24 protein-coding genes are annotated in these 25,080 nt (G+C 71.4%); 16 read left to right on the forward strand and 8 right to left on the reverse strand.

Features of this window, described 5'->3' with window-relative positions; genetic code table 11:
* Positions 1 to 5 precede the first annotated feature (5 nt).
* Positions 6 to 1,049, forward strand: coding sequence for an ABC transporter substrate-binding protein (locus ACQEVZ_RS00665; RefSeq protein WP_433359757.1), 1,044 nt, complete (start codon positions 6 to 8; stop codon positions 1,047 to 1,049).
* Between the two features lie 82 nt (positions 1,050 to 1,131).
* Here the strand turns inward: ACQEVZ_RS00665 and ACQEVZ_RS00670 are convergent, their stop codons facing one another.
* Positions 1,132 to 2,760, reverse strand: a complete 1,629-nt coding sequence (locus tag ACQEVZ_RS00670; protein WP_433359760.1) for a sensor histidine kinase — start codon at positions 2,758 to 2,760, stop codon at positions 1,132 to 1,134.
* 243 nt (positions 2,761 to 3,003) lie between these two features.
* On the opposite strand from ACQEVZ_RS00670, the gene ACQEVZ_RS00675 reads away from it, so the two are divergent.
* Positions 3,004 to 4,245 carry a COG4705 family protein gene (locus ACQEVZ_RS00675; RefSeq protein ID WP_433359763.1) on the forward strand — a complete coding sequence of 414 codons (1,242 nt, stop codon included), beginning with the start codon at positions 3,004 to 3,006 and terminating at the stop codon, positions 4,243 to 4,245.
* 117 nt (positions 4,246 to 4,362) lie between these two features.
* Here ACQEVZ_RS00675 and ACQEVZ_RS00680 read toward each other — a convergent pair whose 3' ends face one another.
* The 5 genes from ACQEVZ_RS00680 to ACQEVZ_RS00700 all read right to left on the reverse strand — a co-directional run bounded on the left by ACQEVZ_RS00680 (position 4,363) and on the right by ACQEVZ_RS00700 (position 9,188).
* A complete protein-coding gene (locus ACQEVZ_RS00680; RefSeq protein ID WP_433359766.1) occupies positions 4,363 to 5,481 on the reverse strand; it encodes a hypothetical protein in 1,119 nt (372 codons plus the stop codon).
* 129 nt (positions 5,482 to 5,610) lie between these two features.
* Complete coding sequence (locus ACQEVZ_RS00685; protein WP_344513118.1) at positions 5,611 to 6,240, reverse strand: response regulator transcription factor; 630 nt, start codon at positions 6,238 to 6,240, stop codon at positions 5,611 to 5,613.
* Positions 6,237 to 7,496, reverse strand: a complete 1,260-nt coding sequence (locus tag ACQEVZ_RS00690) for a sensor histidine kinase (protein WP_433359771.1) — start codon at positions 7,494 to 7,496, stop codon at positions 6,237 to 6,239. The genes ACQEVZ_RS00685 and ACQEVZ_RS00690 overlap by 4 nt, the downstream gene beginning before the upstream one ends.
* Before the next feature lie 20 nt (positions 7,497 to 7,516).
* Positions 7,517 to 8,239 (reverse strand): ABC transporter permease, encoded by a 723-nt coding sequence (locus ACQEVZ_RS00695; RefSeq protein ID WP_433359774.1) that lies wholly within the window; start codon positions 8,237 to 8,239, stop codon positions 7,517 to 7,519.
* Between the two features lie 19 nt (positions 8,240 to 8,258).
* Positions 8,259 to 9,188, reverse strand: coding sequence for an ABC transporter ATP-binding protein (locus tag ACQEVZ_RS00700; protein WP_433359777.1), 930 nt, complete (start codon positions 9,186 to 9,188; stop codon positions 8,259 to 8,261).
* Positions 9,189 to 9,403: 215 nt separating this feature from the next.
* Between ACQEVZ_RS00700 and ACQEVZ_RS00705 the strand changes: the two genes are divergently transcribed.
* The 5 genes from ACQEVZ_RS00705 (at position 9,404) to ACQEVZ_RS00725 (ending at position 13,225) form a co-directional block, all read left to right on the forward strand.
* On the forward strand, positions 9,404 to 9,601 hold the full coding sequence (locus ACQEVZ_RS00705; RefSeq protein ID WP_344513126.1) for a hypothetical protein: 198 nt from the start codon (positions 9,404 to 9,406) through the stop codon (positions 9,599 to 9,601).
* A 165-nt stretch (positions 9,602 to 9,766) separates the two neighbouring features.
* Positions 9,767 to 10,348: a MauE/DoxX family redox-associated membrane protein gene (locus tag ACQEVZ_RS00710; RefSeq protein WP_433359781.1), complete on the forward strand. Its 582-nt coding sequence runs from the start codon at positions 9,767 to 9,769 to the stop codon at positions 10,346 to 10,348.
* A complete protein-coding gene (locus ACQEVZ_RS00715) occupies positions 10,345 to 10,869 on the forward strand; it encodes a hypothetical protein (protein WP_433359784.1) in 525 nt (174 codons plus the stop codon). The genes ACQEVZ_RS00710 and ACQEVZ_RS00715 overlap by 4 nt, the downstream gene beginning before the upstream one ends.
* Positions 10,866 to 12,746, forward strand: coding sequence for an ABC transporter ATP-binding protein (locus ACQEVZ_RS00720; RefSeq protein ID WP_433359787.1), 1,881 nt, complete (start codon positions 10,866 to 10,868; stop codon positions 12,744 to 12,746). The genes ACQEVZ_RS00715 and ACQEVZ_RS00720 overlap by 4 nt, the downstream gene beginning before the upstream one ends.
* Positions 12,743 to 13,225 (forward strand): S26 family signal peptidase, encoded by a 483-nt coding sequence (locus ACQEVZ_RS00725; RefSeq protein WP_433359790.1) that lies wholly within the window; start codon positions 12,743 to 12,745, stop codon positions 13,223 to 13,225. Before ACQEVZ_RS00720 ends, ACQEVZ_RS00725 begins: the two co-directional genes overlap by 4 nt.
* Here ACQEVZ_RS00725 and ACQEVZ_RS00730 read toward each other — a convergent pair.
* On the reverse strand, positions 13,162 to 16,059 hold the full coding sequence (locus tag ACQEVZ_RS00730; RefSeq protein ID WP_433359793.1) for an AfsR/SARP family transcriptional regulator: 2,898 nt from the start codon (positions 16,057 to 16,059) through the stop codon (positions 13,162 to 13,164). The two genes, ACQEVZ_RS00725 and ACQEVZ_RS00730, sit on opposite strands and share 64 nt — an antisense overlap.
* A gap of 441 nt (positions 16,060 to 16,500) precedes the next feature.
* Here ACQEVZ_RS00730 and ACQEVZ_RS00735 point away from each other — a divergent pair, with 441 nt between their 5' ends.
* The 5 genes from ACQEVZ_RS00735 to ACQEVZ_RS00755 all read left to right on the forward strand — a co-directional run bounded on the left by ACQEVZ_RS00735 (position 16,501) and on the right by ACQEVZ_RS00755 (position 21,096).
* Complete coding sequence (locus ACQEVZ_RS00735; protein WP_433359796.1) at positions 16,501 to 17,337, forward strand: DUF4253 domain-containing protein; 837 nt, start codon at positions 16,501 to 16,503, stop codon at positions 17,335 to 17,337.
* Between the two features lie 270 nt (positions 17,338 to 17,607).
* A complete protein-coding gene (locus tag ACQEVZ_RS00740; RefSeq protein ID WP_433359799.1) occupies positions 17,608 to 18,324 on the forward strand; it encodes a lytic polysaccharide monooxygenase in 717 nt (238 codons plus the stop codon).
* Between the two features lie 93 nt (positions 18,325 to 18,417).
* Positions 18,418 to 19,260: a molybdate ABC transporter substrate-binding protein gene (gene modA / locus ACQEVZ_RS00745; protein WP_433359802.1), complete on the forward strand. Its 843-nt coding sequence runs from the start codon at positions 18,418 to 18,420 to the stop codon at positions 19,258 to 19,260.
* Positions 19,261 to 19,396: 136 nt separating this feature from the next.
* A complete protein-coding gene (locus ACQEVZ_RS00750; RefSeq protein ID WP_433359805.1) occupies positions 19,397 to 20,836 on the forward strand; it encodes a carbohydrate-binding protein in 1,440 nt (479 codons plus the stop codon).
* Between the two features lie 74 nt (positions 20,837 to 20,910).
* The gene (locus ACQEVZ_RS00755; RefSeq protein WP_433359808.1) at positions 20,911 to 21,096 is read left to right on the forward strand and encodes a response regulator transcription factor; all 186 of its coding nucleotides are present in this window, start codon (positions 20,911 to 20,913) and stop codon (positions 21,094 to 21,096) included.
* A 34-nt stretch (positions 21,097 to 21,130) separates the two neighbouring features.
* On the opposite strand, the gene ACQEVZ_RS00760 is transcribed toward ACQEVZ_RS00755, so the two are convergent.
* The gene (locus ACQEVZ_RS00760) at positions 21,131 to 21,889 is read right to left on the reverse strand and encodes a DUF4118 domain-containing protein (protein ID WP_433359811.1); all 759 of its coding nucleotides are present in this window, start codon (positions 21,887 to 21,889) and stop codon (positions 21,131 to 21,133) included.
* Positions 21,890 to 22,053: 164 nt separating this feature from the next.
* On the opposite strand from ACQEVZ_RS00760, the gene ACQEVZ_RS00765 reads away from it, so the two are divergent.
* The 4 genes from ACQEVZ_RS00765 to ACQEVZ_RS00780 all read left to right on the forward strand — a co-directional run bounded on the left by ACQEVZ_RS00765 (position 22,054) and on the right by ACQEVZ_RS00780 (position 25,076).
* Positions 22,054 to 22,581, forward strand: a complete 528-nt coding sequence (locus ACQEVZ_RS00765; RefSeq protein WP_433359814.1) for a hypothetical protein — start codon at positions 22,054 to 22,056, stop codon at positions 22,579 to 22,581.
* 122 nt (positions 22,582 to 22,703) lie between these two features.
* Complete coding sequence (locus tag ACQEVZ_RS00770; protein WP_433359817.1) at positions 22,704 to 23,399, forward strand: CPBP family intramembrane glutamic endopeptidase; 696 nt, start codon at positions 22,704 to 22,706, stop codon at positions 23,397 to 23,399.
* Positions 23,400 to 23,467: 68 nt separating this feature from the next.
* The gene (locus tag ACQEVZ_RS00775; RefSeq protein WP_344513869.1) at positions 23,468 to 24,256 is read left to right on the forward strand and encodes an ABC transporter ATP-binding protein; all 789 of its coding nucleotides are present in this window, start codon (positions 23,468 to 23,470) and stop codon (positions 24,254 to 24,256) included.
* Positions 24,216 to 25,076, forward strand: a complete 861-nt coding sequence (locus tag ACQEVZ_RS00780; RefSeq protein ID WP_433359821.1) for an ABC transporter permease — start codon at positions 24,216 to 24,218, stop codon at positions 25,074 to 25,076. Before ACQEVZ_RS00775 ends, ACQEVZ_RS00780 begins: the two co-directional genes overlap by 41 nt.
* Positions 25,077 to 25,080 lie beyond the last annotated feature (4 nt).

The raw sequence follows: 25,080 nt of genomic DNA on the forward strand, positions 1-25,080 counted from the left end.
GGAACATGCGGAAGTTCTTGACAACCGTCCTCGCCGTCGGCCTCTCGGCCGGCCTGGCGGCCTGCAGCACGGCCGAAAGGCCGACGGCCCCGAACACCGAAGGTCCGCTGGCGAAGGTCCGGATCGGCGTCGGCGGCATCAACAAGGTCATCTACCTGCCCGCGATGCTCACCGAACGGCTTGGCTACTTCGCCGCCGAGGGCCTGGAGGTCGAGCTCTCCGACGAGCAGAACGGTGTCAACCAGGAGAACGAGATGCTGGCCGGGCACCTTGACGGGGTGGTCGGGTTCATGGACCACGCCTACACCCTGCAGCTCAAGGGCAAGTGCGTCCGGAGCGTCGTACAGTTCGCCAACACGCCGCTGGAGAAGGTCATGCTGTCGTCCAAGGACGCGGCGACGGTGAAGACGATGGCGGACCTGAAGGGCAAGAAGGTCGGGTTCACCAGCAAGGGCTCCTCCACCAACGCCCTGATCAACTCGCTGATGGCGAAGGCCGGCGTCAAGGAGGGCGACTTCGTCGGCGTCGCGGCCGGCGCCGGCTCCACGTTCGTCGCCGCGATCGAGAACGGCGGCATCAACGCGGGCATGACGACGCCACCCACGTCGACCACCCTGCTGAGCAAGGGCACCGCGACGACCCTGGTCGACCTGTCCACTGTGGACAGCACGAGGAAGGCGCTCGGCGGGCTCTACCCGGCCAGCTCCCTCTACATGCCGTGCGACTGGGTGGCGGCCCACCCGCGGGAGTCCCAGAAGCTGGCCAACGCCTTCGTCAAGACCCTGCGGTACATCGGGAGCAGCTCTGCGGAGGACATCGCCGCCAAGATGCCGGCCGACTACGCGGGAGGCAACCCGCAGCTGTACGCGGCGTCGATCAAGGAGACCAAGGAGGGGTTCACCACCGACGGCGTCATCGACCCCGACGGCGCCCGCAACGTCATCGAGGTCCTCGCCGCCGGCATCCCCGAGGTCGCCAGCGGCAAGGCGTCCATCGACGTGGCGAAGGGGTACACGACCGAGTTCGTGACCAAGGTCCCGAAGGCGTGACCGGTCGTTCAGCGACCTGATCCGCAGCGATCACTCGACGGTCGGCGGGTCCCACCATTGCGGACCCGCCGACCTGTCACGATCAGTCCTGGTCGGCTCCCGTGTCGGCAGCCAGCACGGCCGGCAGGCGGGCGGCGAACACCGCGCCCTCGCCGTCGCCGCCGGACTGGGCCAGCCATACCGCGCCGCCAAGCGCGCGCACCGACTGCTGGACGATGGCCAGTCCGAGCCCCCGGCTGTCGCCGGCCCGCGTCGACACGCCCTGTTCGAACATGCGGTCCACCATCGACGACGCGATGCCGTCACCGGAGTCGGCGACGCTCACGTGCAGGGTGTCCTGTTCGCCCGCGAGCACGATCTCCACCCAGGCCGGGCGCGTCGCGCCCAGACGTGCGGCGTCGATCGCGTTGTCGAGCAGATTGCCCAGAATGGTGATCACCTCGACCGGGGCCGTCACCCGCCGGGCCACCCAGCTGCCCTCACTGATGTCCAGGCCCACCCCCTTCTCGGCGGCGATGGCCCGCTTCGCCGCCAGGAACGCCCGCAGGTACGGGTCCAGGATCGCCTGGTCGTCCGCATCCGTCATGACGACCGACGAGGCCGACACCATGTGGAGATACTCCACCGCCTCAACGTGGTGCCCGGTCTCGAGCAGACCGGCGATCAGGTGCAGCCGGTTGGAGAACTCGTGCCGCTGCGCCCGCAGGCCCTCCGTCAGTGTCCGGACGGCGTCGAGCTCGCTGACCAGCTTCTCGAAGTCGGTGCGATCACGCAACGTGAGCACCCGGCCGAGACTTCGCCCTTCGCGCCACACCTGCCTGCGGGTGGCGACCAGCACCCGATCGCCGGCGACGGTGACGAGGTTGTCCGCATCGCCGTCGTCGGACAGTGCCGATCGGACACCCACGGGCAGGTCGATGTCGGCCAGCGTGGCACCCACCGGCGAATGGATGCCCAGCAGCCGTTCGGCCTCCCCGTTGTAGACGGAGATGCGGTCGGCGGCGTCCACCGCGAGCATCCCCTCACCGATGCCGTGCAGCACGGCCTCCCGCTCCTGCAGGAGCTCGGCGAGCTCATGGGGCTCCAGGCCGAGCGTCAGCCGCCGCAGCCGCCGCGTCAGCAGCGCCGCCCCCGCCACGCCGAGCGCCAGCGCCGCCAGGGTGTACAGGCCTGCCACCGCCACGATCCCCCGCCAGCGCGTCTGGATGTCGTCCAGGTCGATGCCGACGCTGACGATGCCGATCACCTGGCCGGTCTGATCGCGTAGTGGCACCTTGGCCCTGGCGGAGTCGCCGAGCGTGCCCCGCTGGACGGTCACCACGTCGCGACCGGCCAACGCCTCAGAAGGATCGGTGCTCACCCGGTGCCCCACCTCGCCCGGGATCGGGTGTGACAGGCGTATGCCGTCCTTGTCGGTGACGACGACGAAGAGCACGTGGGTGCTGAGGCGCACCGACTCTGCCCGCGCCTGGACCACGCCGTCCGGATCGTGCCGGCCGGTGCGAGGGTCGACCCGGCTCGCGGCCTCCACGATGTCCTGGTCCGTGGCGACGGAATGCGCGACAGCGAGGGCTCGCTCGCCGTACTGCGTGGTCAGCTCACCATCCAGCTGCCAGCCGAAGACGAACAGCCCGACACTCACCACAAGCGTGATCACGACGACCTGCAACAGCAGCGTCTGGCGCGCGAAACTCAACCGCGGGCGAAGCATGCCACGACGGTACGGCGGCACACGACCCGCCGCGAACGGCCCCCAGAACGAGTGGCGGCGCTACCCGTCCGGGCGCCACGCAGCCGTCGGCTACGGCGACATCACCCCGCCGGCGGCGGAACAGGGCGCGTCTCTTTCAGCGAACCTTCAGGACGGCGGGCCTACGTTCCACGGCATTCTGCGGATTCGACGCCTACGTCGCCGTCATGAGGGAGAGCTGTGTCCGTAACCACCAACAGGCCCGTGGCTCCAGGCGGGTGGCAGACCAAGGTGCCCGCGATCACCGCCACATTCTGGGTCATCAAGGTGCTGTCCACGACGATCGGGGAGACCGTCGCGGACTACCTCGCCGTGAGCGTCGGCCTCGGACCAGCGGTGACCGACGCGATCATGCTCGCCCTGCTGGTGACCGCGCTGGTCGTGCAGTTCCGCACCCGCAGGTACACGCCCTGGATCTATTGGCTCTGTGTGGTGCTGGTGAGCATCGTCGGCACCCAGATCACCGACTTCTTCACCGACATCCTGGGCGTGCCGCTCCATCTCAGCACCGCCGTGTTCGCGGTCCTGCTGGCGGCGGTGTTCGCGATCTGGTACCGGCAGGAACGCACGCTTGCCATCGCCTCCATCAACACGCCTCGCCGCGAGGGCTTCTACTGGGCGGCGATCCTGACCACGTTCGCGCTCGGGACCGCCGCGGGCGACTTCGCCACCGAGGCGCTCAACCTCGGCTTCCGCAACGGCACGTTGCTCTTCGGCGGGCTGATTCTGGCGACGTGGATCGCGTTCCGGCTCGGCGCCGGGCAGGTGTTGACGTTCTGGATCGCCTACGTGCTCACCCGGCCGCTCGGGGCATCGCTCGGCGATCTGCTCACCCAGGACAAGGACCTCGGCGGGCTGGCCCTCGGCGCGAGCGTCACCAGTCTGCTGTTCCTGGCGGCCATCCTCGTGCTCGTCGTCCGCGAGCAGCTCCTGGTCGGCCGCCACGGAGTCGCCGAGAAGAACGCCGGACCGAGCGGCGGCCGCGGCCAGGACCACGCCTGGGCCGGTGTCTGCGCCCTGGCGGTCGTCGTGGCCGGGTTCGGGCTCAGCCTGGTGCAGGGATCGTCGCCGGGCACGGAACCGCAGGCCGACGCCGCCCAGACCACGGCCACCGGGGCGAGCGCGTCCGCCCCGGTGGCCCAACTCGTACACCCGACGACCAGGCTCGGCAACCTCAGCAAGTTCGCGGCAATCGTGTCCGACGTCCAGGACAAGGTCACCTCGAACGACCTCGCGGGCGCGAAGACCCGCGTCAAGGACCTCGAGGTGGCTTGGGACAACGCCGAGGCAGGGCTCAAGCCGCGGGACGCCACCAGGTGGCACGAGGTCGACGACCGGATCGACGCCGCGCTCACCGTCCTGCGCGCGGCGCATCCCACCCAAACCGCCTGCGCGTCTGCGGTGGCCGACCTGATGAAGACGCTGAACACCTTCGACGGGGTCTGACGGGGGCGGCAGTCTGCCGACTGCGGGTCCGCACCGACTGATGCGGACCCGCTCACGCACGACCCGTCGGTCATGCCGCCGACGTACAGCCGTTGCGGCCGTAGAGACGCGCCCCGCTCAGGCGGGCGGGGTGTAGGCCGGGAGGTTGGCCGCCACCAGGTGCTGCTCGAAGGTGAAGACGTTCGGGTCGCGGGCGTCGATGGTGGCGCTCACCCAGTGGTTCTGGGCCTCGCCGAAGGTGGTCACCCTGGTGAAGTTCTCCACCACGTTCGGTCCCGCCAGACCGGCCGCGTTCGTCGTCGCGTAGTCGGTGAGGGGCTTGTCCGTCTCGAAGCTGTGGCTGTCGCCGTTGACCAGGACCACCCGGCCGTTGAAGGTCGTGGTCTGCAGGAACAGTTCCCTCTTGGTGTCCGCGTAGTGGGTCAGCACCGCGGTCGGGTCCCACATGTCCGCCTGCGTGATGATCATGACGCCCTTGCTGCGGGCGGCCTTGGCGGCCGCGAAACCGGCGCGCAGCCATTCGAGGTTCGCGGCGTTGCGGGCCGCGTACTCGGCCTGCCCCTGCTCGGCCGGGCCGTTCTTGCCGCCGTCGGCGAAGTTGTTGTCACTGCCGGGGATGTTGACGGTGATGAACGTGACCGGGCCGCGCGTCCAGCGGGCGTTCTCTGGATAGGCAGCGCTCTGCTGGATCACGCTCATCGGGCGCCGGCCCTGGCTGAGGTTCGTGGTGAAGAAGATCGAGCGCAGGTACGCGAGCCGGTCGCTGGAGTCCGACACCAGGCCGCCGACGGTGCTCGGGCGGTCGCAGTCGGTCCACTCGTTGTCGCCGGGGGTGTAGACCACCGGCGCCTGGAACTGCCCGAAGAGACCCTTCGCGTCCTTGTACACGTCCGGGTGGGCGGCGTCGGCGACCGCCTTGTCCGGAGTCGGGTTGCCCGGGTTGGTCGGGTGCGGGTCGGCGTAGCAGGGCTCGCTGCCGTTCTTGATGTCGCCGTCGAAGACCGAGAAGGCGAGGTGGCTCGCGTTCATGTCGGCGACGACGTTGCCGATGTGGGACCGGCCGTAGTCGCCGTACGGCATGTCGCCGAACAGGCCCACGTCGAACGTGTCGCCGTGGCCGCGGTCGTCGTGACCGCCGTCGGCGATCGCCGGCGACGGGCCGCCGCCCGTCAGGACCACGCCCAGGATCAGGGCGGCGCCGGCCGCGGTCAGGCCGAGGGACAGTTTGGTACGCATCGCGACTCCTCCGGGAACGATCTGCCCCCGGAGTGTCGTCCGCCTCGGTTACGCCCCGGCGGCACTCGACCAATACTCCTACAACTTGTAGGTTAACGGCGGGCGGCCCGGGCGGCCGCTCCCCTGTGGTTACGAGACCAGGCCGCGGCGGAACGCCTCGGCGACCGCGCCGGCCCGGTCGCGTACCCCGAGCTTGTCGTAGATGTGCAGCAGGTGGGTCTTGATGCTCGCCTCGCTGATGAGCAGGCCGGCGGCCGCCTCGCGGTTGCTGGCGCCGTCGGCGATGAGCTTGAGCACCTGCAGCTCGCGCTGGCTCAGCGTGCCCGACACCGGGCGGCGGACCCGGCCCATCAGCCGCCCGGCCACCGCCGGCGCCAGCACCGACTCGCCCCGCGCGGCGGAGCGCACCGCGCGCAGCAGGTCCTCCACGGGGGCGTCCTTCAACAGGTACCCGGTGGCGCCGGCCTCGATGGCGGGCAGCACGTCGTGGTCGGTGTCGAACGTGGTCAGCACCAGCACCCGGACCTCCGGTGCCCGCTGCCGCAGCCGCCGGATCGCCTCGGCGCCGTCCACCACCGGCATGCGCAGGTCCATGAGCACGACGTCCGGCCGCAGCTCGACGGCCCGCTCGACCGCCGCGGCGCCGTCGCCGGCGACGCCGACGACCTCGAACTCGGCGGTGCCGGCGAACGCGCCCCGCAGCCCGTCGCGCACGATCGGATGGTCGTCGACGATGAGCAGGCGGATGGGCGGGGTCACGTCGGCCTCGTTTCCGGGGTCAGGGCCGGCACGGTGACGTTGAGGGTGGTGCCGTCGCCGGGTTCGCTTTCGATGGTGAGGGTGCCCTGCACGCGCTCCGCCCGCTGGCGCACGCCGTGCAGGCCGAAGCCGCTGCCGTCCGCGCCGCCGCCGGGTGGCACCGCCGCCGGGTCGAAGCCGGCGCCGTCGTCGCGCACGTCGAGCATCACCACGTCGTCAAGATAGGACAGCGTGACGGCCACCCGGGCGGCGCCGGCGTGCTTGGCCACGTTGGCCAGCGCCTCCTGCGCGGCGCGGAACAGCGTGACCTCGATCTCGGTGTGCAGCGTGCGCGCCTCGCCGGTGGTCTCCAGCTGCACCGGCACGCCCGAGGTCCGCGACCACCGCGCGGCGAGGTCGGCGACGGCGTCGGGCAGCCGGACGTCCTCCAGCTCCTGCGGGCCGAGCGCGGCGACCGAGCGGCGGGCCGCGGCCAGGCTCTCCCGGGCCAGCGTGTGGACCTGGTCGACGTGGTGGCGCCACAGCCGCGGGTCGTCGCGGACCCGCTCGGCGGCCTGCAGCTGCGTGATGATGCCGGTCAGCCCCTGGGCGAGGGTGTCGTGGATCTCGCGGGCCATCCGCTGCCGCTCGTGGTGGATGCCGGCCTCGCGGGCCTGCTCGAGCAGCTGCGCGTGCAGGCCCGCGTTCTCGGCGAGCGCGGTCCGCAGCTGCGCCACCGCCCGGTGGCGCTGCTCGGTCTCGTCGCTGAAGCGGTACCCGAGATAGCCGAACCAGCCGATGAGGAACGTCTGCAGGGCCACGATCAGCACCACCATCGTGGCCCACTCCGGGGTGTCGGGCACGCCGCCCGGCAGCACGTTGACCAGGCAGGAGGTCAGGAAGATGCTGACGAACGCCCACCGCGGCGGCAGCACCTCGTAGGCCTGCACGAAGCCGATGGTGCCGAAGACGAAGAAGGCCGGCTGCCAGGACATCAGTGCCGCCGCCAGGGCCAGCTGCCCGCCGACGTACAGCAGCATCGGGCCGGTCCGCTGCGTCCACGACGGCGGGCGCAGGGTGTACATACCCAGCGCCCAGGCGGCGGTCACCGCGACCAGGGCCACGGTGACCAGCCGGTCGCCCGCGCTCTGGCCCGGGCTCAGCAGGACCAGCACCGCCGACACGCCGAGCAGGATGTACGGCAGGGGCACCAGGAGCCGCCGCAGGCGCAGCCGCGACTCCGACGTCTCGGGCAGCTCGGCCGGCACGCTCGTCATGCCCCTACCCCACCGTAGATTTACTCCCAGCGGAAGCATCGGATCGCGAGCAGCGCGGCGAGCACCGCGTAGGCGGCCAGCACCGCGACGGCCTGGCCGGACGGCCAGCCGCCGTCCGTGGTGTCGCGCAGCCCCTGGACCGCCGCGCCGAGCGGGGTGAAGTCGCTGACGCGCACCAGCTTGTCCGGCATCACCTCGCGCGGCACCCACAGGCCGGCGAAGAACATCAGCGGGAAGAACAGCGCGGTGCCGATGCCGCTCGCCGCACGGCTGGAGGGCGTCACCGCGCCGACGAGCAGGCCCAGCCCGAACATCGCCGCCGCGGTGAGCAGGAACACCAACCCGAGCCCGAGGACCTGTCCCGGCGGGCGCACGTCGAAGGCGAGGCCGGCCACCACGTACAGCACCAGCAGCGTGGCGACGGCGAGCAGTGCCTGCACCGCGACCTGGGCGGCGAGCACCCGCCCCGGGCCGACCGGCGTCGTGGCCAGCCGGCGCAGCACGCCCTTCTCCCGGTACTGCCCGAGGAACAGCGGCGTCACGAACAGCGCCATGGCGGCCAGGCCCATGATCGCGATGATCGGCACGTACAGGTCGATGACGCGCAGCCCGTCCAGCGCCGGATCTGCGCGGCGGAACGGCGGAACGCTGCCCAATGCCACGAGGAGCACCACGGGGAAGGCGGTGCACCAGATGTAGGCGCTCGGTTCGCGCAGGAACAGCCGCAGCTCTGCCGTGGTCATTCGGTACAGTGCTGACACCTCAGGCTCCCCGCTCGTCCGGTTGCGTCTCGGCCTGGCGCCCGGTCAGCGCCAGGAATGCGTCGTCCAGACCGGACTGCTCCACCCGCAGCTCGGCGGCGATGATCTGGTTGCGGGCCAGCACGGCGGTCACGGCGTGCACCAGGTTGCCGGTGCCGGTCACGATCACCTGCGGGCCCTGCCGGGTCACGCCGGTGACCTCGGGCAGCTCGGTGAGCAGCCGGTCGTCCAGCGGGCTCGCCGGGCGGAACCGCATCCGCTGCGGCGCGTCGACCTTGGAGACGAGCCCGGCCGGGGAGTCGAGCGCGACGACCCGGCCGGCGTCGATGAGCGCCACCCTGTCGCAGAGCCGCTCGGCCTCGTCCATGAGGTGGGTGACGAGCACGACGGTCACGCCGCGCGAGCGGACCTGCTCGACCACGTCCCAGGCGTCGCGGCGGGCCTGCGGGTCCAGGCCCGTGGTCAGCTCGTCGAGCACCGCCACCCGCGGGTTGCCGACGAGCGCGAGCGCGATCGACACCCGCTGCTTCTGCCCGCCGGAGAGCTTGCCGAAGCGGGTGCGTCGCTGCTCGGACAGGCCGAGGTCGGACAGCAGCGCCTCCCAGTCGGCCGGGTCGCGGTAGAAGCTCGAGTACAGCCGTAGTGCCTCGGCGACGGTGATCCGGTCGGGCAGGTGACTCTCCTGCAACTGCATGCCCAGCTGGTGCCGCAGCTCGCCCCCGTCGCGGCGCGGATCCAGCCCCAGCACGCTGATCGTGCCGCCGTCGGGCCGACGCAGCCCGGCGATGCACTCGACCGTGGTGGTCTTGCCCGCGCCGTTCGGGCCGAGGATCCCGAAGATCTCGCCCTCCCGCACGGCGAACGAGACGCCGTCGACCACGTCGCGCTCACCGTACCGCTTCCGCAGGTCGGTGACTGTGATGATGTCCACGCCCTTCAGCCTGCGCCACGGCGCGCCGCGGCGGATCGACCGCGCGACACCTCAGTCGGTGGGCCTCCGTATCAACCGATCGGTGGATGCGCTCAACCGTCCGGTGACGTGCTTCCACACCGCTTCCACGGCCTTTGCACCGGGCTTGCACCGCGGCTCGGCAGGGTGTTCCACAGAGGTAGCACGGTGCTCCTCGGGTATGTCAGGAGGCTCGGATGAGGGGAATCGTCGAGGGCATGGGCGGCCGGTTGCTGGCCATGTTCGTGCCCAAGATCAGTGCGTCGGCGGGCTGTGGCAGCTGGCCGTCGTGCTGGCAGTGCATCAGCCGGTGCGGGCGGGCGCTGCCCTGCGACGCCTGCACCGTCGGGGAGATCGACAAGCCCGGTGAATGGATCCTGTGCAAGGGCTGCTGATCAGCTGAGGCCGCGGGGCGGCTGACCGCTGCCGCCGTGCGGCTTCCCGTCTCCGGCCGAGGTCGCGACGCCGGTGCTCCGACGTGGAATCCACGGTCGGAGACGGGTGGTCGGGCCTCGGCCGGGGCGGCCGGGCGCCTACGAGTCGAAGCGAAGGGATCTCCGATGCACTATCTGGCCATCACCGTGCGCTGCGCGATCGGGCTGGTGTTCCTGGCGTCCTCGGTCGGCAAGTTGTGGGGACGGGGCGCGTTCCCCGCGTTCGTCGCCTCCCTGCGCGGCGTCGGCCTGCTGCCGCGACGCCTGGTCCGGCCGGCCGCGATCGTCCTGGTGGTGGCGGAGGGCGTGCTGTGCGCGGCGCTGGCGGTGCCCACGGGGCTCGTCCCCGGCCTCGCGCTGGTCGGTGCGGCCCTGCTGCTGGGCGTCTTCACGGTGGGGGTGGCGGTCGCGGTACGACGGGGGACCGCGAGCACCTGCCGCTGCTTCGGCGCCTCCACCGAGCGGCTCGGCCGCCGGCACGTCGTCCGCAACATACTGCTCACCGGTCTGGCGACGGGGGGAGCCGCCGCGGCGTTCGCGGCGGCTGCGTCACCATCCGGCTCCCTCCGGCCGGCGGGGCTGCTGCTCGCCGGCTTCGCCGGCCTGCTGCTGGGCTTCCTGGCCACCAGATTCGACGACCTGGCGGCCGTGTTCCGCGGGGTCGAGCACGATCCGCGACTCACCACTACGTTTAGGAGCAACAGATGACCGTTCTTGTCGCGGCCGTTCTGGTCGTTGGCCTGCTCAGCACGGTGAACTTCCTGCTCACGTTCGGTGTGCTCAAGCGTCTGCGGGAGCACACGGCGCTGCTGTCCAACGATGCCGGGCCCTCCGCCGAGCTGGGCATCGCCGACCCGGTGGGCGACTTCGCCGCGGTCGACACCGATGGCGTGCCGGTACGCCGCGAGCTGCTGCGTGGGGAGACCTTCGTGGCCTTCGTCTCCACGTCCTGCGACTCCTGCCGGGAGAAGCTGCCCGAACTCGTCGAGCACGCCCGGCGGGTGCCCGGCGGCCGGGATCAGGTGCTCGCCGTCGTCGCCGACGGAGCCGGCGACGCCGACGGGTTCGCCGAGCGGCTCGCCGCGGTGGCGCGGGTCGTGGTCGAGCCGAAGGGCGGTCCCCTCAGCAACGCGTTCCGGGCCTTCACCTACCCCACCATGATGTGGGTAGGCCCGGACGACGCCGGCCGGGTGGTCCGGATCAAGCAGACGGCGCCGGCCCCGGCATGACCGGGTGGCGGACACGGCGGGGCGGCGTCGAGGCGCCGCCACCGGCGCGGTCGGCACGGCGGATCCGCACGGCCTGCCTGCTCGTCGGCCGCGCCGCCCCGGTGACCCTGCTGGGGTACGTCGTGCTCACGCTCGGCGCCGGTGCGCTGCCCGTACTGATGGCGTGGCTGACCAAGGGAATCCTGGACGGGCTCGCCGGCGACGCGGCGCCGAGGACCCTGACCCAGCTCGGGGTGGCGCTCGCCGTCGCCGGCATGGTGGCGGGATCGGCGCCGCAGCTCACCCAGTTCCTGCGGGCGGAGCTGGACCGGTCGGTCGGCCTGCTCGCGCAGGAACGGCTGTTCACGGCGGTCGACCGTTTCGTCGGCCTCGACCGGTTCGAGGACCCCCAGTTCCTGGACCGGCTCCGGCTCGCCCAGCAGACCGGTGGCAGCACCCCGAGCCAGGTCGTGGACGGTGTGCTGGGCACCGCCCGGACGGCGGTCACCGTCACCGGCTTCCTCGGGTCGCTCTACCTGTTCAGCCCGATGCTGGCCGTGCTGGTGCTGGCGTCGGCGGTGCCGATGCTCACGACCGAGATGCTGCTCGCCCGCTACCGGGCCGGGATGCAGTGGCGGATCGGGCCGGCGGAGCGCCGCGAGTTCTTCTACAGCCAGCTGCTCTCCACCGCCGCGGCGGCGAAGGAGGTGCGGCTGTTCGGCACCGGCGGCCACCTGCGGGCCCGGATGCTGGCCGACCGCCGGACGGTCAACCGGGCCAAGCACCTCAACGACCGCCGCGAGCTGGTGGCGCAGGTCAGCCTGGCGCTCGTGGCCGCGGTCGTCGCCGGCGTCGGCCTGCTGTGGGCGGTCCGCGCCGCGGCGGCCGGCCGGATCACGGTCGGTGACGTCACCGTCTTCGTCGCAGCGGTCGCCGGTGTACAGAACGCGCTGGCCTCACTGGCCGCGGAGATCGCCCGCGCGCACCACGCGTTGCTGATGTTCGACCACTACGTGGCGGTGACGACGAGCCCGCCCGACCTGCCCGTCACCTCCGACGCACCGCCGGTCGATCAGCTGCGGCGGGGCATCGAGCTGCGGGACGTGTGGTTCCGGTACTCCGCCGGGACGCCGTGGGTCCTGCGTGGGGTGAACCTGTGGATCCCGGCCGGCGCCACCCTCGCGGTCGTCGGGCTCAACGGCGCCGGCAAGTCGACGCTGGTCAAGCTGTTGTGCCGGTTCCACGACCCCAGCCGTGGCCAGGTGCTCTGGGACGGGGTGGACATCCGCGAGGTCGACCCGGTCCAGCTGCGGCGCCGCATCGGCGCCGTCTTCCAGGACTACATGCACTACGACCTGACCGCGGCGGAGAACATCGCGCTGGGTGATCTCACCGCCCTACCTGACCGGGAGCGGATCACCGCCGCCGCCCGTGCCGCCGGCGTCCACGACGTGCTGACCGCGCTGCCGCACGGGTATGACACCCTGCTGTCCCGGATCTTCTACCAGGAAGCGGACAAGCAGGACCCGACCACCGGCGTGGTCCTCTCGGGTGGCCAGTGGCAACGGCTGGCGCTCGCCCGCGCCTTCCTGCGGGACCGGCCGGACCTGCTGATCCTCGACGAGCCCTCGGCCGGGCTGGACGCCGCGGCCGAGCACGAGATCCATCACCGCCTGCTGCGGTACCGCGCGGGCCGCACCAGCGTGCTGATCTCGCACCGGCTGGGCGCCCTCCGCGACGCCGACCTGATCGTCGTCATCGCCGACGGCGGCGTGACGGAGCGAGGCACGCACGATTCCCTGATGGCGGCCGGCGGCACCTACCGCAGGCTGTTCGACCTGCAGGCGTCCGGCTACGGCGAACACGCCGAGGGCGCGCTGACGACGGAGGCGAGATGATCGTGTGGATGCTGATCTACGGGGTGTCGGCGGCCCTGGCCGGCGCGGTCCTGCTCGGACGGTGCCTGGCACGTCGTCTCGTCGCGGTGACCGTGCACGGCGCCAGCATGGAGCCGACGTACCGCGACGGCGACCGGGTGCTGGTCCGGCGGGGCGGCACGCCGGCCGTGGGACAGGTGGTGGTCGTGGAGTACCCGTCCCTCGACGGCACGTGGCACTTGCCGCTGCTGCCCGACGGCGCCCCGGCGGACGAGGTGGGCCGGCGCCGGTGGCTGATCAAGAGGGTGGCGGCGGTGCCCGGCGATCCGGTGCCCCGAGACCGGGTGCCGGCGCTGGCCGGGGAGCGGGTGCCGCCGGGCATGGTCGTGCTCCTGGGCGACAATCCGGGCTCGAGCTTCGACTCGCGGCGGATGGGCTACTTCTCCGGCGCGCGGGTGCTGGGCGCGGTGCTCAACGCCCGTCGCTCGCCCTCGACCTGACCGGCGGCCGCCAGCCTGGTCCGGGTGCCGCACAGCTCCAGCTTGGCCCGCACGGCCTCGGCGCCGTCGGTGCGCAGCTCGGTCATGATCGCGTACGCCCGTCCCCAACTGACCGCGGCGGCCGTCATGTCACCCAGGGCGTGGTGGCAGTCACCGAGATGCGCCAGGGCCTCGGCTTCCTTGAAGCGGTGCCCGACGTTCAGGCCCAGTGCCTGCTCGTAGCATTCGACGGCGATGATGTACTCGCCCAGGTGCTGGTAGGCGTAGCCGAGGGTGTCCCAGGTGTTCACGGCCCCGGCGTCGTCGCCCAGTTCGGCGTGCAGGGACAGCGCCTGCCGGCAGTATCCGATGGCCTGCCGGTAGTCGCCGACCTGCGCGAGATCCCAACCGACCGCGTTCAGTGCCCGGGCCTGCCCGCCGCGGTCTCCGCCCCGCGTGAACAGGTCGAGCGCGACCTGGTCGTGGTGTGCCGCCGCCCGCCGGTCCCCCTGCAGCTCACACAGCCAGCCGAGGCTCAGGTGGATGTACGCCTGGCCGTTCGGATCCGCGGCATCGGCGAGGTCGGTCAGCGCCCGGTGAAGCTGGAACCGCGCCTGTTCCGGCCGCCCGAGCCCGGCGAGCGCGTGGGAGAGCTCCCTGCGGCACTGGGCCTGCGCCGGCCGGTCATCGAGGCGGGTCGCCGCCGACAGGGCCAGGGACTGGGTGGTCAGCACGTCGTGCCAGTAGCTGCCCCGGCCGAGGTACGTCGCCGTCGCCCAGGCCAGCTGCCAGGCGTGCCGGTCGAGACCGGCCTGGGCGGCGCAACCGACCATGGCGATCAGCATCTGGTGCTCCGCGGTGAACCAGGCGAGGGGGTCGACCTCCGCGATGTCCTCGGGCGTCACGCCCTCCTCCGGTGCGGCCATCGCCACCGGTTGCCGGTGCGGCATCAGCGCCCTGTCCCCCGCGACGGCGGAATGCAGGTAATGGTCCAGCATCCTGCGCCGTGCGGCATCCCGCTCGGGCTCGGCCTCGCTCAGTTCACCCGCGTACGCCCGGAGCAGATCGTGCATGACGTACCGGCCCGGCACCCGTTCCCCGGTCAGGTGGGCACCGGTCAGCTCGGCGAGCAGGGCGTTGGCCGCGCGCCGGCCCACCCCGGCCACACTGGCCGCCGAGGCGGCGGTGAACTCCGGGCCGGGATGCAGGCCGAGCAGCCGGAACAGCCGGGCCGCCGCCGGGGTCAGCGCCCGGTAGGACCAGGAGAACACGGCGCGGACGTCCACCGACGAGTCGCTGTCGGCGAGCCGGTCCAGCACGCCGGCCCCGGCCAGGTCATCGGCGAGGGCCTGGAGGGTGAACTGGGGGTTGGCGGCGGCCCTGGCGGCCGCGATGGACAGGGCCAGCGGGAGTCCCGCACAGAGCTGGGCGATCTCGGAGACGGCCTCGGGTTCCTTCCCGGCGCGGTCGGCGCCGATCCGGTCGCCGACCAGCTGGCCGGCCTCCTCCTCGTCCAGCAGGCCCAGCGTGAGCGGGTGGGCGCCGTCGACGGCGATCAGGGACGACATCCGGTTCCGGCTGGTCACCACCGTCACGCACGTGGTCGAGGCGGGAAGCAGCGGCCGGACCTGGTCGGCGTCGTGAGCGTTGTCGAGGACGATCAGGATCCGGCGGTCCCGCAGGTGGGCCTGGTACCTGGCCATCTGCGCGTTGAGGTTGGCCGGGATCTGCTCCGGTGCCACGCCGAGCGCCTCGAGGAAGACGCGCAGCACCTCGGTCGGCGCCAGCGCCGCGGCACTGGCGTCGAAGCCGCGGAGGTTGGCGTAGAGCTGCCCGTCGGGGAACCGTGGGGCCAGCCGGTGGGCCAGCCGCAGACTCGCACTCGTCTTGCCGACCCCGGCCGGACCGAGGACCAGCAGCACCGCCGACCGCGGCTCGTCGCGGCCGACCAGCCGGTCCTCCGCGGTGGACAGTTCCTGCGCCCGGCCGACGAAACGCGGCAGGTCCGGCGGCAGCATCCGGGGCACCGAGGACCGGCCGGCCGGCCCGCCTGCCGGTTGCCGCACCTCCCGCCGCAGGATGTCGCGCTGCAGGCGGTGCAGCTCCGGCGCGTCGATGCCCCGGCCACCCAGCAGCGCCAGACCGTGCCGGCACACCTCCGCCGCCTCGTCGGTCCGGCCGTCGCGGTACAGGGTGAGGGCGAGCATGCAGCGCAGGCCCTCGTCGTACGGGTCGGCGGCCACCGCGCCGATCAGGTCGCCGATCGCCTCGGCGTGCCGCCCCGACTCGTTGACCGCCTCCGCGTAGGCGAGCAGTGCCGCACGGTGCACTGCTCTCAGGCGGGCGATCTCGACCAACGCGAAGGGTCTGTCGGCGAGGTCGGCGTACGGCTCGCCGTGCCAGTCGTCGAGCGCGGTACGCAGGACCGCGACGGCCCGGTCGGTCTGCTCGGCGTCGCCGAGCGCCAGCAGCCGGCGGCTCTCCCGGACCGACTCCTCGAACCGGACGGCGTCGACGCACGCCGGCTCCAGGTCCAGCCGGTACCCCGCCGCGGTCCCGTGGCCGGCCGTGGCGATGAGCCCCTTGCCGCGCTGCCCCCGCTCACCGGGTTCGAGGGCGCGCCGCAGGTGGGCGACGTGGCTGCGGAGGGTGGCCCGCGCGGCGTCCGACACGTCGTCGCCGGCCAGCAGCGTCGCCAGCCGCCGGCTCGGCACCGGCTTGCCCAGCTCCAGCAGCAGGATGGCGAGCAGCGTGGTGAGCTGCGGCCCCAGCGGGACCAGGACACCGTCCCGGCGGAGCTGCACGGGGCCCAGGACGGAGACGTCGATCCGTCCACCCGCGACCTGCTCGCTCACCGGCACGCGCCCGGGTCACCGAGAGCGGGTCCGGCCGGGACCGCCGCGCCTGTGGCTACCCGGGTACGCAGCAGATCCACCTCAGCCATAGTCGCTGGTTGATTCAGGTGATTTGCATTGTATAGGCGCTGTTCGACCACCGGCACCATGCCGCCGACCGGCTCCCGCCACGAACCGCCGGCCGTCGCCGTCTCCGGTCAGCTCGAACATCGCGGCGTCGACGGGCACGCGCCGCAGGAGGGCTTCTGCCGCACCGTCATCCAATGTGGACGGTACGGCGACATGGTCCAGCGCAACTGCGCCGCGTTTCCCAGTGCTGACCTAACCACGACATCAACCGCAGGACCAATGCGGCGTTGACAACGCCGGACTACAACCTGGCGGTGACCCGTGCAGGTTGCCGCGGCGGACGCCGATCTCCGGGTGCCTATGCTCCCTGGCATGTCTGGATCTTCCGAACTGCCCCGTCTGCTGGCGGCCCTTCCTGATGCGCTCGCCGCTGCGGGCGTCGTACTCCCCGAGGGCCGCCTGGTGCACGGCAACGAGGGCGAAGACGATCAGCCGACCATGTGGGTCAGCGACGGTCCCGCCACAAGGCAGTTGTGGACCGCGTTACGTGCCGCGCATGAGAAGTCCGGCCTGTGGCCACTGCTGCTCGACCACCTCCGCGGTGACACCGCCCGCCCGTGGGACGACGGCGAGCTGTGGCCGGCCGACATGTCCGACCCCGGCGCGTGGGACGCGCAGGCCTTGATGGCCGGCTGGTGGGCCGACCACACCAGCATCGACGACAGTGACAACCTGTCGCCGGCCGAGCGTCTCGCCGTCACCGCTCCATACGGGCAGCGCTGGCCGGGTCTCGCCGCGCCGCAACCGGTCGGCGACGATCCTGACCTGCACGCCGACGAGTGCGTGAGCGTCATGCTGGCCGGCAACCCCGGGCTGCGGCTCGGCCTGGTCGCCACCGCCCGTGGCACCGACTCCATCACCGCAGCCGGATGGCAAGGCCCGGCGAACTACGACAACGACACGGCGAAGCTCTCGGCCGTACTGCGCTCCTGGGAACACCGGTTCGCCACACGCGTCATCGGCGTCGGGTTCGCCGAGCTGTACCTGAGCGTCGCAGCTCCACCGACCGACCACGCCGCCGCCCTCACCATCGCGGCGGAGCACTTCGCGTTCTGTCCCGACAACGTCTGGCAGGGCAGCGCACCGGACTTCACCACCTACGCCAGCCGACTCATCGATGCGCCCATCTGGTCATTCTGGTGGGACTGAGGCTCCGCCGCCGGCACTGGGTGGCTTGCGACCCCCAGCGGTGAACGCACCACCCCGCTCGGCCGTCCGAGCGAAGAACGCCGCGCATGGCAGCCTCCGGCACCGCCCACCGAGGAGCCGACCTGATCGTGGACGCGCCGGCAACGTGGCGTGGACCGGCGACGGTTAACTGTTGACAAACTTAACTGATTGACGTTCCCTGATGGGAAGGTCGACGCCGGTGGGCGGACCGGTCGTCAACGGATGACTCACGTCTGCCGAAGGAGCAACATGACCCTCCGAAGAAGACTGGCGGTCCTGGCGGCCGCCCTCCTCACCGCCCCGCTGTTCACCGTGATCCTCTCGGCCACGCCGGCCAGCGCTCACGGCTGGGTCACCAGCCCACCGAGCCGCCAGGACCAGTGCGCCACCGGTGTCGTCGCGAACTGCGGCTCCATCCAGTACGAACCGCAGAGCGTCGAGGCGCCCAAGGGCTCCCGCAACTGCAGCGGCGGGAGCAGCTACACGGTGCTCGACCAGGACAACAAGGGCTGGCGCGTCACGAACATCAGCAGCTCGCAGACGTTCACCTGGCGCAACACCGCCATGCACCGCACGCTCAACTGGCAGTACTACGTCGACGGCAACCTGCACCAGACGTTCACGAACGGCAACGCGCAGCCGCCGCAGATCGTCAACCACAACGTCACCGGGCTGCCCAGCGGACGGCACAAGATCCTCGCCGTCTGGAACATCTACGACACGGCGATGGCGTTCTACGCCTGCGTCGACGTCAACGTGGGTAGCGGTGGTGGCGGCGGTGGCACCACCCCGCCCCCGCCGCCGACCGGCGACTGCGGCGCGGCGTGGAGCGCCTCGGCCGTCTACACCGGCGGCATGACCGTCTCGCACAAGAGTCGCAAGTACACCGCGCGCTGGTGGACCCAGGGCGAGGAGCCGGGCACCACCGGGGAGTGGGGCGTCTGGCAGGACAACGGCGCCTGCTGATCCGGCACACGTACTGATGAAGAACAGGCCGTCCGGCCCGGGGCATCCCGGGCCGGACGGTTCCGAGCACCCGATCGAGCGGAGCCCTCGCCGATGAACCTGCGCAGCCAGAACGTCGTGGCCGTTGTCGCGGTGGCCGCGGTTGTCGCCGGTCTCGGCCTGGCGGCGTGTTCCGGCCCGTCGCCCAATTCCGGACCTGCGCCCGCCGCGGCGCCGGCCTCCGCCGGTAGCGACCACCAGCACGCCGCCGGCGGACCGGTGGGATCCGGCGCGCCGGGCGGGACGGTCGTCGTGCACGCCGCCGACGAGTTGCGCGCCACGCTGACGCAGCTCGTGCCGAAGTTCGAGGAGGCATTCCCGGGTGTCCGGGTCGCGGTGGAGTACGGCCGCGGCTCCGAGCACGCCGGGCACATCCTCGCCGGCGCGCCGGTCGACGTGTTCGTGTCCGCGGACGCGGTCGCCACCACCCAGGTCACGGCCGGGCACGCCCGCGGTGAGCCCGCCGTCGTCGCCCGCGACCCGATCGTCATCGCCGTCGCGCCGAGCGCCGGGATCGCCGGTCTCGCCGACCTTCCCGGCAGGCGGGTGGCGTTGTGCGCCGAGACCACTCCGTGCGGCCGGGTGAGCCGCGCCGCGCTCACGGCCGCCGCCGTCGACGTGCGCCCCGTCTCCGTCGATCCGGACCCGGCCACCGCGCTGACACGGGTCCGCTCGGGTGCCGCCGACGCCGCGCTCGTCTACCGCACCGACGTCGTCGCGTCCGGCAACGACCTGCGTGCCCTCGACTTCTCCCAGGCGCTGCTCATAGCCGACCAGTACACCGCCATCAAGGTCTCGACCGGCCCCAACACGGTCGGCGCTGACGCGTTCGTGGCGTTCCTCGGCTCCGCCCTGGCCCGGCACATCTTCGCCGACGCCGGCCTGTCACCCACCTGACGTACGGATGAGCAAGCAGGAAAGTAACCGCCTCTTACATTTAACAGTGTTAACTGATAGTTTCCTCGCCATCGATCCATCGATGGCGAGGAGTCCAATGAGCTCTCAACGTCGTAAGTTCGCACTGGCAGCGGGCATGGCCGCCACCGTCATGACGGCAATCGTGCTCGTCCCCACGCTCCAGGCACAGGCCGGCAGCGCCGCCGTCCAGGCCGCCTGCACCGCCCCGGTCTGGGCTGAAGGCAACACCTACACAGTCGGCACCCAGGTCACGTACCAGGGCCACACGTACCGGGCGCTGCAGACCCACACCGCCTACCCCGGGACCGGCTGGACCCCGTCCACCACGCCGTCGCTGTGGACAGACCTCGGCACGTGCACCGGAGGCGGCGGCCCGACCACTCCCCCGCCGACCACGCCGGCCGGCACGCCGTCTGCTCCCGGTAACTTCCGGGTGACCGCGACCACGAACACCAGCTTCACCCTCGCCTGGAACGCCTCGACCGGCACCGTCACCGGCTACCGCGTCTACGAGGGCAGCACCGTGCGGGCCACCGTCACCGGCACCTCCACCACCGTGTCCGGGCTGACCGCCGGCTCCACCCACACGTACACCGTGAAGGCCTACAACAACGTCGGCGAGTCCGCGGCGTCCAACAGCATCACCGCCACCACCACCGGCGGCACCACCACCCCGTCCGGCATGCAGGCCGCCCCCTACCTCTACCAGTGGGGCGACCCGCCGAACCCGCAGACGATCCAGTCCGCCACCGGCATCCGCTGGTTCACCCTCGCGTTCGTCCTGTCCGGCGGCGGCTGCACCCCCGCCTGGGACGGCAGCCGCCCCCTCACCGGCGGCGTCGACCAGACCGTCATCAACCAGGTCCGCGCCGGCGGCGGCGACGTCATCCCGTCCTTCGGCGGCTGGAGCGGCAACAAACTCGGCCCGAACTGCTCCACCCCACAGGCACTGGCCGCCGCCTACCAGACCGTCATCAACACGTACAACCTCAAAGCCATCGACATCGACATCGAGAACACCGACGAGTTCGAGAACGACACCGTCCGCAACCGGATCGTCGACGCCCTCAAGATCGTCAAGCAGAACAACCCGAACCTGAAGACCATCATCACGTTCGGCACCGCCACCACCGGCCCCGGCTACTACGCCCAGCAGCTCATCAACCGGGCCGCGTCCACCGGCGCCAACATCGACGTCTTCACCATCATGCCGTTCGACTTCGGCGGCGGCGCCAACATGTACAACAGCACCGTCAGCGCCTCCGAAGGCCTCAAAACCATGCTCAAGACCGCGTTCGGCTGGACCGACGACCAGGCCTACCGGCACATGGGCATCTCTGGCATGAACGGCCTGTCCGACCAGCAGGAACTGACGTCGGTCGCGTACTGGCAGCAGATCCGCGACTGGGCCCAGTCCAAGCACCTCGCCCGGCTCGCCTTCTGGTCCGTCAACCGCGACCGCCCCTGCCCCGGCGGCGGCGTCGTCTCCAACTGCAGCGGCATCGCCCAGAACAACTGGCAGTTCACCCAGATCACCGCCACGTTCACCGGGTAAGCACACCGCTTCAAGTAGGAGGGCTGGTCCTACAGGGCCAGCCCTCTTACTGTCGGCTTCCGCCCGTTCGTGCAGTGCGATCACGGGAGGCGGACATGCTGCGGGAGTCGGAGAGCGGCCTGCCGACCGACCAGATCGCCCGGCGTCTCTCGCTGTCCGGCGCGACCGTGCGCAACTACCTGTCGAACGCCATCAGCAAGGTGGGCGCCCACAACCGCATCGACGCCGCCCGCATCGCCCGCGACGCCGGCTGGCTGTGAGCGCCTCGCCGTTCGTACGGGCTCACCGCTCCGGTCAGGTTCGGCGATCGGGCCTGCTGGTGTGTACGGCGTCGAATGCCTCGGCGACCTGGTCGGCGAGGGTGACCGCGACGAGCCGGGCCTGGAGCGGCACGGCGTGGCCAGGGGTGGGGGTGAGCATGAACCGCCCGTAGTACACGCCGTCCGCGCAGACCCTGAGTTCGACGTCCGCATCCGGTAGCTCGCCTGCGTGCGACGACGAGTGAACGGGTTTCGGTGTGATGCTGCCGTCGGGTTCGAGCCGCGGTGGACGGCCGAGCAGGAGTCCCTCCTCGAATCGGCATCCGCGCAAGTGCATCAGGTCGACCAGCTCGGGGCGGACCTGGTTGACGACCTGGTTGGGGGCGGCGCCGGACTGGACCAGCTGCGTCGTCCGGTGAATCCAGGACAGCTGGTCGGCGTCGGTGACGGTGATGAGGTGCAGGCGATGGGCCCGCGCGGCCAGCTGCGACACCGCCAGGCCGACGACGAGCAGGAGGATCGCCGTGAGGACGTCGGTGTTCGCGGCGATGGTGAACCGCTCGTACGGCTCGGTCAGGAAGTAGTCGAACCACACCGCGGCGGACAAGGCCGCCAGCGCGCCGGCCAGGCGGTTGCCGATGGCGGCCACCGCAACGACAGCCACCACCAGGACCAGCGCCATGTTCGCGCCGGAGATCGCGGTGCGGAAGGGGATCAGGACTCCGGCGACGGCCAGCGGCCCGAAGATCGCCGCCGCGAGCGCGATCCGTTCCCGGCTGAGGGAGCTGAACATCGTGCACCGCCTGCCTCTTCGCCCAGCGGTAACCGCCTCCAGCGCACGTCTCCCGGCTGGGCGACGTACCGACGCGGCTGGGAGTTGTCTGTGATCTGCCGGCAGCGGGTTTGTCGCCGGTCCGGCGGTGGTATCGGCAGCCTTGGTCCAAGTGAGGAGGGGCCATGAAATTCCATCGGATCGGACTCGCACTCAGCACTGCTGTGCTCGCCGGAGTCGGCGCGATGGGCGTGCCGGCAATGGCGGGCGCCCAACCCAGCCCGGCGGCCCCGGGCGGCGGCACGGAGACCGTGGCGCCGAGCCCGGGCTCGACGGCCTGCGCGCAGGGTCACCGGCACGCGGGCATGCTCAGGGACGTCGAGCACGGCGAGGGTGTCGTCCATACCAAGCAGGGACAGGTGAACGTGGCAATGCAGAACGGCACGCTCACCGCCGTCTCGGCGTCGTCGGTCACCGTGAAGTCGGCCGACGGATGGACCAGGACGTGGACCATGGGCGACAACCTGCGGGTCGTCGAGCATCGGCACACCCTGCAGCCCGGCGCCCTGACGACCGGCACGAAGATCACCATCGCCGGCACCACCAGCGGCACCGGCACCAGCGAGACCTACACCGCCCGGATCATCCGGTTGCACGAGCACACCGGCATGCAGCCGTCGCCGGGCGCGACGCCATCGCCATCCGGCATGTAGCGCCACCGTCGAGCCGGCCTGAGGCCACCTTCCGGGGTGGCCCGGGCCCGGTGACGTTGCCGGGGTTCGTGTCCGGCTGTGTGGGAGGTAGCACGAGGTAGCGCGAAGTAGGTGGAGCGCCGATGGACGATCGGGCCTTCGCCGGCATCCTGTCCCGCCGGCAGGAACTGGCGGAGTTGGGCGTGTTCCTGCTGCTGCTCGTGCCGCCGCTGGTGCTGTCGTACTTCGCGGCCGGGCAGGCCGCCGTGCCGTTCACCCTGCTGGCCAGTGCGACGATCGCGCGCGACGCGGGCCTCGTCGCGTTGATCCTGCTGCTGCTCGCCCGTGCCCGGCAACCGGTCGCGGTCATCGGCTGGACCGGCCGTGCCGCCTGGCGGGAGGTCGCCTGGGGGGTCGCCCTGACGGTGCCGGTCCTGGTCGGGGCGCAAATTCTGGACGCCGTCCTGCGTGGCGCGGGCCTGTCCGGGCCGCGGCCGTCCAGCGCGAGCTTGCAGCCCGCACCCGGGGTCGGACAGCTGCTCCTCGCCGTGGCGCTGGTCGCGGTGGTCGCCGTCGCCGAGGAGACGGTCTTCCGCGGGTACCTGATCCTGCGGATCGCCGGTGTCCTCCGCAGCCGTACGTTGGCGGTGCTGCTGTCCTCCGTGATCTTCTCCGTCGGGCACGGATACGAAGGCAGCGCGGGAGTCCTGACCGTGGGTGCGACCGGTCTGGCCCTCGCCGCCGTGTACGTCTGGCGGCACAGTCTGGTGGCGCCGATGGTGATGCACTTCCTGCTGGACTTCCTCGCGATCGTGGTGGCACCCCTGCTGCTCCGCTGAGGCGGCGCGACGATGAGCCGGTGAACGCTTCGTATGCTGGGATGGTGGGGTGTCACCCGGATCTCGCGGTGGAAACCCGGGGCCTGACCCGGCGGTTCGGGGAGCTGCTCGCGGTCGATCATCTGGATCTGCTGGTCCCGCAGGGCATGGTGTTCGGCCTGCTGGGACGCAACGGCGCCGGCAAGACCACGACGATCAAGATGTTGACCACGCTGCTGGCCCCGACCGAGGGCACGGCCAGGATCGCCGGCTTCGACATCGGCACGCAGCCGGCGCGGGTACGCCGCCTGGTGGGCTACGTGCCGCAGCTGCTCTCCGCGGACGGTGCCCTGACCGCGTTGGAGAATCTGCTCGTCTTCGCCCGCCTGTACCACATTCCCCGGGCGCAGCGGCGGACGCGCATCGATGCGGCGCTGGCGTCGGTGGGGCTGCAGGACGCGGCGCACAAGCTGGTCCGCGACTTCTCCGGCGGGATGATCCGCAGGCTCGAGATCGTCCAGTCGATGCTGCACCGTCCAGCGGTGCTGTTCCTGGACGAACCCACGATCGGGCTCGACCCGGTCGCCCGTCACGGCATCTGGGAGCAACTGCGCAACCTGATCGCGCAGGAAGGCACGACTCTGTTCCTCACCACACACGACATGGAGGAGGCAGACGAACTGTGCGGCCAGGTGGCGATCATGCACCGCGGCACGGTGGTCGTGCACGGGACCCCTGAGGAACTGAAGGCCCGGCTGGGCGCGCACGCGAACCTGGATGACGTCTTCGTCGCGTACAGCGCGGCGACCGAGGAGACGGAGGAAGGAGCGCTCCGCGATGTCCAACGGACCCGGCGCACCGCACGGCGCCTCGGCTGAACGCCAGTTCTCGTTCCCGCAACAGGCGGCGCTGCGGCGCCTGGCCGTGCCGCTGCTGTTCGCTCAGGACACCGCCACGATCGTCGACGTCGAGATCCGCAAGCTGCGCCACGACCCGGTCGAGCTGCTGACCCGAGCGGTCCAGCCGGTGCTGTGGCTGCTCGTGTTCGGCAAGGTGATCGCCCACGCCCGGGCGATCCCGACCGGGGACCTGCCGTACCTCGACTTCCTGGCACCGGGGATCCTGGCCCAGAGCACCCTGTTCGTCGCGATCTTCTACGGCATCGCCGTGATCTGGGAACGCGACCTCGGGGTGCTGAACAAGTTCCTGGTCAGCCCCGCCTCCAGGGCGTCACTCGTGCTCGGCAAGGCGCTCTCGGCCGGGGTACGGGCCCTCGCCCAGGCCGCCATCGTCTACCTGATCGCGGCCGCGCTGGGCGTGAACCTGGCGTTCGCCCTGGCGCCGCTGGCCGGCGTCGTCGTCGCGCTGGTCCTGGGCGCGGCGGTGTTCGCCACCTTCTCGCTGATCATCGCCTGCCTGGTCAAGACCCGCGAACGGTTCATGGGCATCGGGCAGATCCTCACCATGCCGCTGTTCTTCGCCTCCAACGCCATCTACCCCATCGCCATCATGCCCACCGCGCTGCAGTGGCTGGCCAAGGCCAACCCGCTCACGTACCAGACGGACATCCTGCGCACCCTCATGCTGCAAGGCGGCACCAGCGCCTTCGGGCTGCCGCTGGACTTCGCCGTGCTGACCGGGACGCTCCTGGTCCTTGTCGCGGTGGCGGCGCACCTCTATCCCCGAGTCGTGCTCTGACGAT

The organism is Dactylosporangium sp. CA-152071 (assembly GCF_050936335.1).
GTDB lineage: Bacteria > Actinomycetota > Actinomycetes > Mycobacteriales > Micromonosporaceae > Dactylosporangium > Dactylosporangium maewongense.

Excerpts from the sequence above, each read along its gene's own strand:
- ACQEVZ_RS00695 (WP_433359774.1), bottom strand. The coding sequence starts at position 8,239 with ATGACCACGGCAGAGCTGCGGCTGTTCCTGCGCGAACCGAGCGCCTAC.
- ACQEVZ_RS00720 (WP_433359787.1), top strand. The coding sequence starts at position 10,866 with ATGACCGGGTGGCGGACACGGCGGGGCGGCGTCGAGGCGCCGCCACCG.
- ACQEVZ_RS00740 (WP_433359799.1), top strand. The coding sequence starts at position 17,608 with ATGACCCTCCGAAGAAGACTGGCGGTCCTGGCGGCCGCCCTCCTCACC.
- ACQEVZ_RS00725 (WP_433359790.1), top strand. The coding sequence starts at position 12,743 with ATGATCGTGTGGATGCTGATCTACGGGGTGTCGGCGGCCCTGGCCGGC.
- ACQEVZ_RS00705 (WP_344513126.1), top strand. The coding sequence starts at position 9,404 with ATGAGGGGAATCGTCGAGGGCATGGGCGGCCGGTTGCTGGCCATGTTC.
- ACQEVZ_RS00680 (WP_433359766.1), bottom strand. The coding sequence starts at position 5,481 with ATGCGTACCAAACTGTCCCTCGGCCTGACCGCGGCCGGCGCCGCCCTG.
- ACQEVZ_RS00665 (WP_433359757.1), top strand. The coding sequence starts at position 6 with ATGCGGAAGTTCTTGACAACCGTCCTCGCCGTCGGCCTCTCGGCCGGC.
- ACQEVZ_RS00670 (WP_433359760.1), bottom strand. The coding sequence starts at position 2,760 with ATGCTTCGCCCGCGGTTGAGTTTCGCGCGCCAGACGCTGCTGTTGCAG.
- ACQEVZ_RS00735 (WP_433359796.1), top strand. The coding sequence starts at position 16,501 with ATGTCTGGATCTTCCGAACTGCCCCGTCTGCTGGCGGCCCTTCCTGAT.
- ACQEVZ_RS00780 (WP_433359821.1), top strand. The coding sequence starts at position 24,216 with ATGTCCAACGGACCCGGCGCACCGCACGGCGCCTCGGCTGAACGCCAG.
- ACQEVZ_RS00690 (WP_433359771.1), bottom strand. The coding sequence starts at position 7,496 with ATGACGAGCGTGCCGGCCGAGCTGCCCGAGACGTCGGAGTCGCGGCTG.
- ACQEVZ_RS00760 (WP_433359811.1), bottom strand. The coding sequence starts at position 21,889 with ATGTTCAGCTCCCTCAGCCGGGAACGGATCGCGCTCGCGGCGGCGATC.
- ACQEVZ_RS00710 (WP_433359781.1), top strand. The coding sequence starts at position 9,767 with ATGCACTATCTGGCCATCACCGTGCGCTGCGCGATCGGGCTGGTGTTC.
- ACQEVZ_RS00750 (WP_433359805.1), top strand. The coding sequence starts at position 19,397 with ATGGCCGCCACCGTCATGACGGCAATCGTGCTCGTCCCCACGCTCCAG.
- ACQEVZ_RS00715 (WP_433359784.1), top strand. The coding sequence starts at position 10,345 with ATGACCGTTCTTGTCGCGGCCGTTCTGGTCGTTGGCCTGCTCAGCACG.
- ACQEVZ_RS00765 (WP_433359814.1), top strand. The coding sequence starts at position 22,054 with ATGAAATTCCATCGGATCGGACTCGCACTCAGCACTGCTGTGCTCGCC.
- modA (WP_433359802.1), top strand. The coding sequence starts at position 18,418 with ATGAACCTGCGCAGCCAGAACGTCGTGGCCGTTGTCGCGGTGGCCGCG.
- ACQEVZ_RS00770 (WP_433359817.1), top strand. The coding sequence starts at position 22,704 with ATGGACGATCGGGCCTTCGCCGGCATCCTGTCCCGCCGGCAGGAACTG.